This window comes from Bacteroidota bacterium (genome assembly GCA_016711505.1).
In the GTDB taxonomy this organism is placed as follows: domain Bacteria; phylum Bacteroidota; class Bacteroidia; order AKYH767-A; family 2013-40CM-41-45; genus JADKIH01.
On sequence record JADJSV010000009.1, the window covers coordinates 181607 to 194907 of the forward strand.

The following is a 13301-nucleotide window of genomic DNA, read 5'->3' on the forward strand; positions in this document are numbered from 1 at the left end:
GATTAGTTTTTATTGTTCTCCATAAGGTGCTCTAAGAATAAAAGAACCTGCTTTACATTTTCCAGTGAATGCTTGGCAACGGTTGGACCCCTTCCTACTTTTATAGTCTCAGCTTTTTTATTAGTTGAAAGTTCCTGAAACATTTCTTCATCTGTTTTATCGTCACCAATCGAAATGATGTAATCAAATTTGTTTTCATTTATCAAATTCTTTATTGCGCTTCCTTTCCCTATCTTATTTGAAATTATTTCAACTACCTTATCACCATCGATCAATTTCAGGCCAAGTGAAGTAATTGAATTTTCAAGAATACGGATCAATTCTCTTGATTGCAAAAAGCCAACATCATCAGGAACATTCCTGTAATGCCAAACCAATGAAAATTGTTTCTCTTCTACAAATGAATTGGGGCTGGCAAAAGTAAAACGATTCAAAACCGGAAGTACAACTTTTTTCCACGAATCAGAATTATCAAACAGATTTCTCCAGCTACCATTCAATTTTATCATTGCGCCGTGTTCAGCAATGATTTCAATTGGAAGATGACCGATAAATCTTTCCAGATCAAGATGGCCCCTGCCGGAAATAACAACAACCAATCTCGTATCAGGTTTATTATTTATTCTATTCAGAAGGCTGAGAACTTTTCTGTAGGAAATGCCTTTTCAGGTCTTGGAACAAATTCAACCAACGTCCCATCATAATCCAGGGAGTACCAACCGCTTTTTCGCTTTATCGAAATTCTCTTTTACTTTCATGCTTATATTTAATAAAGCCATCTTTTTGCAATTATCAGAATCAATTTTTGAAAGACACCTAGAAATTCGAATTTCACCTACGGAGAATAATTCATTGTTGTCTAAAAATGATATCCTCTTGCAAAAACGACGGCGAAATGAATTATAAATACATGTGCCCTCAATTATTTGCCAAAATGCTAAATTAGGGATAGTAAATGGACTTTCTATAAAATCAGGTGTATATTATTTTACACACTCCGAAAATTGTTGATTTTTATCCCCGAAATCCACATTCCTGAATCGTTTAAGAACGTCTGCATTCCTTCAAAATATAATTTCACAATTCGAAATAAATAATTTTCAATTCATTGTTATATAAAATATAAAACGAAGTGCCTAAAGATATCGATGCTACATGTCTGAGTGCAGGAATTTATTTTATCAGAATCAATGATAAGGTAAAAAAAGTTTATCAAGAATTAAATTATTAAGATTTGCTTTCAGGTAACGGGTCATGGCTACGTATAAATTGTTGGTAGTAACTATTTTTATTTAAATACAATTCAATATTCACGTCCGACACTCTAATCAGGACATGGGTCTTTAACACTCCAGAGCCTGCTCAATATCAAAATAATATCTTCATAGTTTTCTACGCCTATTGAAAGTCTAATCATCTTTTCAGTGATTGAAAGTTCTTTTTTCAATTTATCATCTACATCACTGTGAGTCATCGTTGCAGGATGCTCGGCCAGACTTTCAGTGCTTCCTAAACTTACTGCAAGTTTGATCAGCTTAAGTTCATTCAGAAATTTGAAAGCTTCCTTCTCCCTCCTTTGATATCGAAAGAAATCATTCCGCCATTTGTAAGACACTGACGATTTCTGATCCTGAATTGTTCGCCATCTTTTTCGGTGAGATTGCCGAGAAAATATACTTCTCAACTTTGGATGTTTATTTAAAAATGCTGCAACTTTATCTGCGTTCAAAGCTTGCATGTCCATCCGTACTTTCAGTGTTTCAAGACTTCGCAAGAGTAACCATCCTGTATTTGGACTTGCCATGTTACCTAAAAAGGTTCGCAGTCCTTTTACTCTTTTATCATTTCACCTGAACCAAGACATGCACCGGCTATCACATCACTATGTCCGCCGATATATTTTGTAGCAGAATATAACACAAGATCAGCTCCATGTTTTAACGGATGTTGCCACAAAGGACCGAGGTAAGTATTGTCGACAGCCAGGAAAACCTCTTTCTCTTTTGTAGAAAAATATTTTGCAATTTCCTTTTTAGCCTGAATGTCTATCAGATCGTTTGTTGGATTCGCAGGAGTTTCGATATAGATCATTGCAAGTTTGTCTGCAAGTCCCGAATCTTTCACCATCTGAATGACTTCATCTTTCTGTTGCCCTACTTTGAAAGTAATCACATTGATATTGAATTTCGGAAGAATCTTTTTAATGAAGTGATCGCTACCCCCATATAGCGGACTACTGATAAGAAGCAGATCTCCGGGTTTTAGAAATTCGAGTAGTACAGTAGTTATTGCAGACATACCACTTTCGAAAACAGCACAAGCTTCTGCTTCATCCCAAAGTGTAAGTCTGTTTTCCAGAATTTCCAGATCCGGATTATTGATTCTACTATATATGAGTCCGAGTTCTTCACCGACATTTTGTTTTCTCAATCCATATGCTACTTCGAAAAAAGCTTTGCCTTCTTCAGCATTTTTGAATACAAAAGTGGATGTTTGAAAGATCGGACATTTTATTGCACCTTCTGATAATTCGGGCTTATAACCATAAGACATCATCAGGCTTTCGTGTTTCATTTTTCTGGACATAGCTTTCTATTAGGACTAATTTATCTGTCATTATTAACGGATTGATTCAAAATAGGGGTATTTCCCGAGTAACTGCTAATAGAAGGTTGTGAATAATATCATTCTCTTTCTCGCACCTTAATGCAAGTACTTTGAAATGAGGCCATTTCTCACTTGAAGATATGGAATTGACAGCTAATTGATCGTCCGAACAATTTTCAAAAGCCATAAAATTATCCTACTTTTGGCCCACCAAAATTAAAATGCCCAGGTGGCGGAATTGGTAGACGCGTCGGTCTCAAAAACCGATGGTAGTAATGCCGTACCGGTTCGATTCCGGTCCTGAGTACTGAACCGGACAACTCAAGAAATTCACTGAGTTGTCCGGGTTTTTTTCGCGTAAACCCTTGTCAATGTGGAGATACAGAAGAATTACCGAATTTAAATTTGTGGTTCGATATTTACTATTCTCAAAAACGAACTTTTCAGGAAATATCGAACCAAGCAAACGAGTTTTTCTCTCTAATGAAATTTCAGAATAGTGTTGACTTAGCTTTTTTAATTGAGCGATTCCTTTTTCAATTACAAGATCTGTATCCTTTACATTACTATTTACATCTGTCATTTCGCTTTTGACCTCGACCAATTGCACTTCGTATTTAGATTTGAGGTTTTGATATTCCGAAACCGAAATTTGTTTATCGGCGAACATGTCTTGAAGATTTGCCAACCTATTTTGGAGTGTTACTAATTTTTCGTTCAATGATGATTTCTGTGATGCAGTCTTCTTGGCCTTTTGTCCTAGTGCTTCCTTTAGCATTTCTCGATAAAGTGAAATAATATCTTCAGATGGTGTAAAGCAATCTAAAACCGATAGCATTTTTCATTAGCTTCATCAGAACGGAAACGAGTTTTTTTACAAGTGTTGCAGTGATAATAAAAATACTGCTTTCCTGATCTGCTTCGCGATGGACTTCCAGTCATTAAGCCTTCACAATTTGAACACTTCAACACTCCTCGCAGTGGAAGCTCATTGCGCTTTGTGGTGATGATAGGCCTGTTTCTTTTCTTTACATTTCCGTTTAGAATTTCTTGAACTTTGTAGAAAGTTTCTTCGGATATCAGAGGTTCATGAATTCCATCAATCAAATATGCAGCTTCTCCATTCTCTGCAGGAAATGGAATTTTCCCCATGTAGACAGGGTTTCTAAGAATTTCCGATAGCATTGACTTTTTAATTCCCTTGCCTTGCTTTAGTAATTCGATTCCGATTTCAGTTTGAGTTAGACCCTTCACAGTTTCTTCGAATGCATACCTGACACTATCTGCCGATTCACTTGGGATTATAATAGGCTTATTGTTTTCATCTCTCACGTTTTTATATCCTCTAGGAGCACAATTTACCCAGCGGCCTTTTTTCCAGGCACCTCTGATACCACCCAATACTTTTATAGAACGTCTATCGTTTTCAATTTCAGGTAAAGCAAGATAGAACGCAAGCATAGCTTTGTTCTCCGGAACAGTCATGTCAAGTGGTTGTTCAATAGCGTATGGTTGAATTCCGAGTTTCTTCAAAATACCAATCATCTCATAAGCCTCTGCAATATTTCTTGAGAAACGATCCCAAGAAGTAAATAGTAGCAGATCGATCTTTCCTTTATTCGCTTTAGCAAATTTTAAAAACAATTTAAAGGCCGGTCTGTCGAACGTTTTTGCGCTAAAATCTTCTTTGAAAGAATGAACAATTGCAATATCATTTCTTTGGCAATGATTAGTGAGACTATCGATCTGCACATCTAAGGAATATCCCTTTGCCTGCTCATCGCTCGATACTCTCGCCTACAGCTCTTTTCATCATGTTTGATTTTGAATCTTAAGATAATTGCGATTCAAACTTGTTTAGAAACTCAATTGTCAATTTGCCTCTTCATCAGTGTATTTGTTACCGTTTTTTCTAATAGATTTTTACATTTTTTTTTGTTAACATTTTGCAACATATGCAGTGAATGCCATGCAAGGGATTCATTCTTATTATGATTAGAGCCGAGCCAATTGGTCTTTTTAGTTTATCTTTTTTACTTTATATAAATTTTTTGATTTCGGTATTTAATAAACGCTTCGTCATAGGCATTTAGTCCAAGTATTTTTTTTATTTGAATAGCTTTGTCTCCGTTGATATTCAGTTCCTCGGTAACATCAATTACAAGGTCATCTTTTCCTTTTAATCGAATTATTATTTCGGTAAAGTTTCGTTCTCTAATTGCCTTGATTATTTTTTGTTCGTCGCTATTCAGTAGCCCCAAGGAAAAACTGTATTTCTCTAAATGAACTTTTTCAAGTAATTCACCTAGAATCGGATTAAGTAAAATTTGAATATGATCATGGTTGTATGGATTCGTTTCCATTGGCATATTCTGAATAGCGCTATGGAGTAAGCACGTAAAAATCATTTCATTTTCGCTCTTTGATTTGAATGCAAACAATACTCCTGTCTCATTCATTAAAAGCAAATTAAAGACTGTCGATGCAAAAATTGTGAAAAGAGGTTTGTCTATAATGGAATTCTCATCAATGTTTTCGCTTAAAAATTGTAAGCCTCTTTTTGCTGAAAGCAATTGTTCTGCACTGTATTGTTTTGACTCTTCAAAATGTTTGATCATCTCCGGCCAATTTTTTATGGCTTGAATAAATACTTCCGGATTGTAAATCAAATTTTTCATATTAGAAAGTTGTTTGAATGGTATTCCAAATTGCCGAAGTTTAGAATTAACCTTTACCCAAACATATTCAACAAGGTTAAGCTTGACTCTGTCATTTTCATTTTCTGCCTCAAAAGGAATCATACCCTTTGATTTCCAATCGAAAAAGGTCCACGAATTGACGCCAGTAGCCGATAAGGGAATCGTCCTTTCCATTATTCTAGGGTAGTGAAACTTGACTTTTTCGATAAAATCGAGGCCCATTTCGTGAATTAGCTCATTTTCCATTATTTTTTATAAATCTTATTTGTGATTACAAATATATAATATATATATTTGTAATCACAAATATATAAAAATTAAAATTTAGGCACATGAACGAAGAAGAATTAAACAAGGTTCCTAGGTCGCATAGGATTTGCCCGGGATGCGGAAAGGAATTTGTTGCCCACCATAAAAGTCGAGAATACTGCAACGAAGTTTGTTACAACACCCATTACAATTCGAAAATCAGAAACAATCAAATGCACAGACTTCAGCAGCAGAATTTTTGCATAACAGCTATCAGAACACTGATTGGAGAAAGTAAAAGCGCAATTGTTTCAACTGCGGACCTCGATTCCATTGGCTTCCCCTTTGACATGTATTCCAATCGAGAAAAACACTCGCCCATAAGCGAAAACCATTACGTCTGGTATGGCCCGTACCGTTTAAACTTAACATTAGATTATCAAATTCAAATAACACTTAAAAATGCATAACGTTCCAGATCATATCCTCCGCATATTCGGAGGGCCGATACCGCCAGACCCGGTTAAAAAAATTAATCAAATGGTTGTGGTTGCAGGGTTTAGTATATTAGTGATTGCTGTAATTATAATTTACAATCAATCGAATGAGACTAAAAGAGAGCAAATCTGAATATAGCCAGCAGATTGCAACAGAATCTTAAATCCATTTCCTAATATTTAATAATTTTTTTGGTAAAATTAAATTTTCCTTTCGATATTTTAACAAAGTAGATTCCACTCGGGAAATCTACAATATTTAGTGATTTTTCTTGAAGGGCTGTTGCAAAATATTTATAAAACAATTTTCCGTAAACATCAGTTATAGAAATAGAGACTTCATTCTCAGAAATACCCAAATCAATCGTTATGTTTTCGCTTGTCGGATTTGGAAAAACTGAAATTAAATCAATCTTCATTATTCCGTGAATTTCTGTGGACAGATTATTCCCATACTTTACAACACATAAATTAGAAGTATTAGAAACTTGATCATAGTTTGATTGTCCTGCAACATAGAAATTATTACTATTATCTAGCGCCATTGCATAAGGTGATTCTCCTAAAGTATTTGAAATAAGATATTCATCATTCCAGATTTCAGTCAATGAACTATCAATTTTATATGTTACAAAATCGTAAACCGAAGTATTAGAAAACCCAATGCCTGATAAGTATATATTACTTGAATCATCAATGACAATGTCGGATAGATTGAACATACTATAATTTGGCAGAGAAAAATTTCTTGAATTAATTAAATTCCCGGCCGAGTCAAGTTTTAATATTCCGAAGATATCTCCTGATAAAAGAATGCCATTATTAAAATAAATATTATCATTACTGTCAATCACAAATTTTCTAGACCCTGACCCTTCAAAAGAGTTTCTCCAAATTTCATTTCCAAAAGTATCAAATTTTGCAATAAATGAATTACGATTAATAACTGTATCTTGTATGAAAGCAGATACTAAAATATTTTCCTTTGAATCCAATTTAATATCCCAAGGAGCATCAAAATCATGGAGTGTTCCATCAATTGTGCGATACCAAATTATATTGCCACTCTCATCATAGCAAATAAGAATAATATCTTCATTATTCGATCCTATGACCTGACCATATCCGATGCAATAAACTCTTCCATTATTACCAGCAATTACTTTCTGAGCAAACGATCTACTTATATTTAAACCTGAATCACTTTTAATCCAAATTAGATTTCCAAGTGAATCCGTTTTAATTAAATTAATATGAGATACTGATAAGGAATCATAATAATTTCCAATGTTAAATAAAAATCCATTGGTGGATCTATCGATTTGAACATTGAAAATTTGTGCCGAATCTCCTCGATAATAGGTTTTACGCCATAAAAGAAACCCACTAGTATCAAATGCTTCAAGATAAGTATTTGGCAAAGAATTGAGATATTGTCCCGATGAAAATATAGTAGATTTACTATCGTATATCAGATTACCAGTAGTCCTATCACCTGAGGAAGTCGTATCAAGAAATAGCAAACTCCCGCTGTTATTCATTTTAATAAATATTGGAAGCATTGAAGTGCCATTAGAAATAATTCCACTGATGTAAACATTGTCATGATGGTCGCATACTACACCATGGCCATATCCATAATTAATTCCACTGGGATTAAAATCATATACCCATTCACGAAGTATTTGAGAATTAGATTGCTTCAAGAAAGCGAAACCAAAAAAGAGAAATAATATAATTTTTTTCATTTACTAGGTTTTAAATTAGCAACATCAACTTAAAGTGTATTTGTTTGTTCTTTAAAAATTACAATAAGCTAATGTATAATAAATCTCCGGAAATCTTATTTCCGCTTTAGAATTTCTCTTTGCTGTTGCAACATCTAATTCCCAATATTCTCCCTGTGCTTTACCAATAAACACTTTTCGCAAAACAGAAACTATGCTTTCCCATATTTTTTTCCGCCTTTTTCGAAATTTCCGAAAAATATTTTTACAAAATTGAGTTCGGAAAAATTGAAAATTCCGGAGTAAACCAAATTATTTGACGTCAATTAAAGTTCATTCTGTAAACAACCGTTTACAACAGTAATCCTCCGTTTACGTCCGTAGTTGTCCGTTTACGGGCGTTTTCACGAACCTTTTCCATGATAATTTCAGCAGAAATAGAAATAAATGATGGTCAATGATCGAGAAAATGCTTTAATTAAATCGACATAATAGAAAACGTGTCTTGCGTGGGTTTTACTTGAATTCCGCAAAAAAAGTAAATTCCGCAAATTTAAAAGTAAAATAGAGCCGTTTTAATTTCAAAAACGACGTTTTACTTTTTTTGCGGGAAAAGATTTTTTTACGGCTTTTACTTAGATTTTTATACAAAAAAACAACGATTGGTTGTGGGTTTAAGATTTTGAAAATCTGAATTTCGTTTTTCACATAAGGCTGTTATTATAAGGAAATCTAAGCGCGCACTACTTGACTTTAAATTGAATACTAAAATTGCTTTTCTCATATAAATATGCGTGTTGAAGACGTGGAATATTTCATTATGTTTGAGAACACACTAATTTAAAAACCACACGCTATGAAAACAATTACTCTGTTTTTTACAATTTTGATTTCATCACTTGTTTCTATTTCGCAAACACCTATTAATGGCCTAATTGGTTATTGGCCATTCACCGGCAACTCGAATGATTTTTCCGGTAATAATTTTAACGGGACCGTAAATGGTGCAACACTTACCACTGATCGATTTGGCCAAATAAATAGCGCATATGAATTTAATGGATCATCAAATATCCAAATAAGTAATTTTACTGATACAAGTCAAACCTTTACAATAAACCTTTGGTTTGACGCATATACAAACGGTGATCCCGGTACATGGGAGTTCTTGCATCGAAGCGATAGCATAAGCAGATTTAATGCTGCTTGGAATGTGTCATGGGGTAGACAAAACAATTCAAATTACTTACATTCCATTCTTTATACAACAACCGGAGATCTAGTTAATTTATCTGATTCCAATATGACACTAAATTCTTGGTACATGGCCACAATCACAAACGATGGTGACATGAAAAGAATATACGTAAATGGAATTTTAATTGATTCTTTAGCGACCACTGGTACTACTATTGATTATACTAATAAAAACCTAATATCAATTGGTTTTGATTCTCAAATCAATTGGTTCACGGGAAAAATTGATGACATTCGAATTTATGATCGAAGTCTTTCAGATGCTGAGGTAACTTTATTATATAATGAAACACCAAACAGCTACTCATGTATTATTGGATCGTTGCCTGTGAGTATATTCCAAGGACTTATAGCATGGTATCCTTTCTGTGGTGATGCTCATGATGAAACCGAACATGGCCACAATGGAATTTTAAACGGAGCAACACTCTCGACGGATAGATTCGGAAATCTTAATAGCGCATATTCTTATGATGGATTAAATGATAGTATTGCGATCCCTAATGCACCGGAATTGAACATTCAAAACGGTCAATCATTTTCTGTAGCACTATGGATGAAATCGGATACCTTAAATAGTGCAAAATATTTTTTATCAAAATATTCAGGTGTAATGGGCCAAAGCGAAGCGTATGCATTCGGAACTCAAGATGTTCCTAATCCGGGAGGTTTGTACTCCTATTTCGAGCATTCCGGTGGAAATATAGAAGTTCGCGGTATAACTCAAGTTGCTGATACAAACTGGCACCAATTTGCATACGTCTTCCATTCAGGCGTAGGAATTACAACATATATCGATGGACAAATTGATACAATGATTCAATCCTCATTTGCAGGAAGCATCACAAATAATTTAGACCTTACAATAGGTGCTGGAGGGTTATCGCAATTTTTCAAAGGAAAATTAGACGATGTTAGAATTTATAATCGCGCACTTGACAGCACAGAGGTAACAGCTTTGTACAACGAAAACATTTGTTTCCAAACAGTAACTGTAACGGACACACTTATAATAAATGCCAACTTAACCGGTTTTAATCCTGTGACCTACCAAAATAGCATTAAAATATATCCCAATCCCGCATACGATCATATAACGATCGATAACGGAAGTAATTACTCAACACTTGCCGGATATACTTTACGTATCGATAATTCACTCAGCCAAACAGTCTATTCTACTATCGTTAACCAACAGATTTACAGTATTGACTTAAACTCTTGGACAGGCAACGGGATTTATTTCGTTATCTTATAAATTCTACTGGGCACTTGGTTGATGTTAAGAAAATTGTGATTCAATGAAAAGTAAACCATTCTAGATATATTCCAGAGTCCAAAGATTAAGACAGCCAAAAATTGTCAATTAAAAGCGAAAATGCAACTTACAAGAATATTAAAAGCATTTCTGTTTTTGTACTGGTAATCTTCACCTCTTTTTGCCACCCCCAAACTAATTCCCACCATGTCAAAGTAAATGGATATTACAAGAAAGATGGAACTTATGTTCAACCATATTTTAGAACAGCACCGAACTCCACAAAAGCAGATAACTTCTCGACAAGGGAACGTCAATCCATATACAGGAAAACCGGGTTGGATTAAACCTAACAATTCTTATAATACGTTTTATTACAGCACCTACACTTATAACCCAAAAGTTAATGCAAACAATGATGAAATAAATACATCGCTCCCATTAAAATATAAAAATAGGACATATATTCAAGATGAACATAATACATACAGCTGCTATCTAACCGTATTTGACGAAAGAACTTTTAATGTATTTGATATGAATGACAATTTAATTCTATATTTAGTAATCAATCATAGGGGAGATTGGAGAATCTTTGATAACAATTGGATTTACATTAAAACAATTTTTGTAACAACTGAATGATGAAAACAAACTGTCTACTTACATTTTTTCATTTTTATTGTAGTCTTTTGTATGCACAAACTGATTATGAAAGTCCATTTGGATTTACACTTAAGTTCGATAAAACATGGAAGCGATTGCCCAGGGAGATCTTAGAACAACGAATGTCAGATGTCAAAGACTATCTAAATTACAAAAAAGAAATTCGGTTTGACGCTTGCTACCAAAAAATCGGAAATGCTAATATGGACTATCCCTATATTCTGTTCAAAAACCTACCAGCTACAACAAAAAACCAAGACGAAATAAAATTAATTCAAAATAGTTTCTTAAACAATTCAAATTTCGATAGCAACATTAGTAATATCGTCAATGGCAAAGTTAGTGTTGATATAAAAATAGGCACCAATTATTATGATGCCCAAAACAACATTCTTATTTATACTTATGACATGGGTATAAGTATAAAGGCAATTTAGTTAGCTTATTTGCATTTTATATAGGGAAAAACGCCAGTATTGCAATATATTACTACTCATATAAAGACAATTCAAGTATGATAAAGAATTTCTAGACATTATTTATTCTATCAAGGATAAAGGTATGAAAACAGAATTGTCTGGCTTTGTTAACAAACATGACATAGCGGCTAATTACTATAATGAGGGCAAATTAAAATCTGCAAGTGGAAACAGAAAAGAAGCGATTAGCATGTACACAAAGGCTATTGAAAATTATCCGATTGAAGATTCTTATTCCAAATCAGAAGCATATTATAATAGGGGCCTAAATAAAAGATATTTAAATGACCTTAAGGGAGCAATTGGTGATTATACAGAAGCTATAAAATTAAGGCCAGACTATTACAAGGCATATAATAACAGAGGTTATGCCAAGATAATTCTTGAAGATTTTCCTGGTGCAATTGCCGACTTTACCATGACGATTAAATATGACAATTATAATACTGAATTTACAAATATAGCTATGGGAAACAGAGGTATTGCAAAAAATAAAAAGTGGCCAGAATGGCTGCGCGGATATTAAAAAGGCAATAGAATTAGGAAACACAAAGCTTTACGATATTTTCAGTGAAAATTGTAAATAAGGAAAGTTAAATTATATATATTTCACAATTTAAAAAGCAAACCTATGTTTAAAGATCCATTTTCATTTGAAGGGCGAATAAGAAGAAGCGAATACGGAATTTCAATTATTATTTACCTGATATTGTATTGGCTGGCAATATTTTTGGCAATTGGCATTGGAAATGATCCTGGTGCTGTAATTTTTACAATTTGTATGATCCCATTGATCTGGTTTGGTTTAGCGCAGGGGGCTAAAAGATGTCATGACATTGGGAATAGCGGATGGTGGCAGCTAATTCCTTTTTATGGGTTATGGATGTTGTTTCAAGATGGGACACCTGGCCAAAATCAATATGGTGAAAATCCTAAGGGTATAATGAATCAATCTCCACCTTTTATCGTGGATCCACAAAATCCACAAACTCCACAAAGTGGATATCAAGGCGGGTATCTTGGTGGCCATAATAATCCCAACACCAACTATGGTTCAAATGTGAATCCCCAAAATGGTAGTGGATATAATGACGGTGATTTATACAAATAAACTTAAAAAAATGTACGACTTAAGAAGTTTAACGATTAGCAGTACAAATCCTGCTTAATAATCTATTTAATTGACCAAAGTGGTTCAATGGGTGAAAAGTTTGTGTTCTTCTCATACAAAATCAGTTGAGTTATCAGATGCTATAAATGACATCATTTACAAGTGTGGGATTACGCTGTATTGGAAATGCTGGCGAATTAAAAATAGATTTGAAATTGCAATTATTGTTTTATGGAAAAAATGAAAGTACCGTTCAATCTGGTTGGGAAGGTCAATTATCCAGGAAAGTAAGGGTTGTTTCGATTAAGAACATTTTTGAATATCCATTATCACGAGAGAAACGACAAACCTATTTGGGTTCGTCCTTACTCAGGATCTGATACCAATGAAAAAGCATTTGAAAATGCAAAACGTCTATATAATGATTGGATTAATTGGGGAAACCACAAGATTACATCACTCAATAATAATAAACATTACTGATGGTGAAGCTACAGACTCCGGCAGCAATTTCAATACATTACGAAATGAAATAGAACAGATAAAACACTGAGGCACTAACTATGGAGGTGTTAACATTTTAAATATTCACATTTCAGCACGAGCAGGCGAAAAACTGCTTTTCCCAAATGACGTTTCCAATAGCAATGATAGGTTTGGAAAACTTTTATTTGAAATTTCGACCCCACTAAATGATAACATGGTGCGAATTGCACAGCAGAAAGGATACAACATACAAAGCAACGCAAGG

Annotated in this window: 9 protein-coding genes, 1 tRNA gene and 1 pseudogene; 6 read left to right on the forward strand and 5 right to left on the reverse strand. The window is 34.0% G+C overall.

The genetic code is table 11. The features are described from left to right. Positions 1-2: 2 nt before the first annotated feature. Entirely contained in the window at positions 3-659 is a 657-nt protein-coding gene (gene otsB / locus IPL24_11885) for a trehalose-phosphatase (GenBank protein ID MBK8364342.1), read from the reverse strand. Positions 660-1324: 665 nt separating this feature from the next. After that, a pseudogene (locus tag IPL24_11890) lies at positions 1325-2586 on the reverse strand (cystathionine gamma-synthase family protein). Between the two features lie 244 nt (positions 2587-2830). On the opposite strand from IPL24_11890, the gene IPL24_11895 reads away from it, so the two are divergent. Then, a tRNA-Leu gene (locus IPL24_11895) sits at positions 2831-2914 on the forward strand. Positions 2915-3429: 515 nt separating this feature from the next. Here IPL24_11895 and IPL24_11900 read toward each other — a convergent pair. Beyond that, the gene (locus IPL24_11900; GenBank protein ID MBK8364343.1) at positions 3430-4359 is read right to left on the reverse strand and encodes a recombinase family protein; all 930 of its coding nucleotides are present in this window, start codon (positions 4357-4359) and stop codon (positions 3430-3432) included. 281 nt (positions 4360-4640) lie between these two features. After that, positions 4641-5552: a hypothetical protein gene (locus IPL24_11905; GenBank protein ID MBK8364344.1), complete on the reverse strand. Its 912-nt coding sequence runs from the start codon at positions 5550-5552 to the stop codon at positions 4641-4643. Positions 5553-5638: 86 nt separating this feature from the next. Here IPL24_11905 and IPL24_11910 point away from each other — a divergent pair, with 86 nt between their 5' ends. Further along, positions 5639-6025 (forward strand): hypothetical protein, encoded by a 387-nt coding sequence (locus IPL24_11910; GenBank protein MBK8364345.1) that lies wholly within the window; start codon positions 5639-5641, stop codon positions 6023-6025. A gap of 200 nt (positions 6026-6225) precedes the next feature. Here the strand turns inward: IPL24_11910 and IPL24_11915 are convergent, their stop codons facing one another. Then, a complete protein-coding gene (locus tag IPL24_11915) occupies positions 6226-7800 on the reverse strand; it encodes a T9SS type A sorting domain-containing protein (protein MBK8364346.1) in 1575 nt (524 codons plus the stop codon). 835 nt (positions 7801-8635) lie between these two features. On the opposite strand from IPL24_11915, the gene IPL24_11920 reads away from it, so the two are divergent. The 4 genes from IPL24_11920 (at position 8636) to IPL24_11935 (ending at position 12550) form a co-directional block, all read left to right on the forward strand. Then, the gene (locus IPL24_11920) at positions 8636-10294 is read left to right on the forward strand and encodes a LamG domain-containing protein (protein MBK8364347.1); all 1659 of its coding nucleotides are present in this window, start codon (positions 8636-8638) and stop codon (positions 10292-10294) included. A 788-nt stretch (positions 10295-11082) separates the two neighbouring features. Further along, entirely contained in the window at positions 11083-11397 is a 315-nt protein-coding gene (locus IPL24_11925; GenBank protein MBK8364348.1) for a hypothetical protein, read from the forward strand. Between the two features lie 124 nt (positions 11398-11521). Continuing rightward, positions 11522-11965, forward strand: coding sequence for a tetratricopeptide repeat protein (locus IPL24_11930; protein MBK8364349.1), 444 nt, complete (start codon positions 11522-11524; stop codon positions 11963-11965). A gap of 105 nt (positions 11966-12070) precedes the next feature. Next, positions 12071-12550 carry a DUF805 domain-containing protein gene (locus IPL24_11935; protein ID MBK8364350.1) on the forward strand — a complete coding sequence of 160 codons (480 nt, stop codon included), beginning with the start codon at positions 12071-12073 and terminating at the stop codon, positions 12548-12550. Positions 12551-13301 lie beyond the last annotated feature (751 nt).

Bases quoted from the DNA above. Each gene is read 5' to 3' on its own strand.
- IPL24_11905 (MBK8364344.1), bottom strand. From the start codon at position 5,552: ATGGAAAATGAGCTAATTCACGAAATGGGCCTCGATTTTATCGAAAAA.
- IPL24_11910 (MBK8364345.1), top strand. From the start codon at position 5,639: ATGAACGAAGAAGAATTAAACAAGGTTCCTAGGTCGCATAGGATTTGC.
- IPL24_11915 (MBK8364346.1), bottom strand. From the start codon at position 7,800: ATGAAAAAAATTATATTATTTCTCTTTTTTGGTTTCGCTTTCTTGAAG.
- IPL24_11920 (MBK8364347.1), top strand. From the start codon at position 8,636: ATGAAAACAATTACTCTGTTTTTTACAATTTTGATTTCATCACTTGTT.
- IPL24_11925 (MBK8364348.1), top strand. From the start codon at position 11,083: ATGTCAGATGTCAAAGACTATCTAAATTACAAAAAAGAAATTCGGTTT.
- IPL24_11930 (MBK8364349.1), top strand. From the start codon at position 11,522: ATGAAAACAGAATTGTCTGGCTTTGTTAACAAACATGACATAGCGGCT.
- IPL24_11935 (MBK8364350.1), top strand. From the start codon at position 12,071: ATGTTTAAAGATCCATTTTCATTTGAAGGGCGAATAAGAAGAAGCGAA.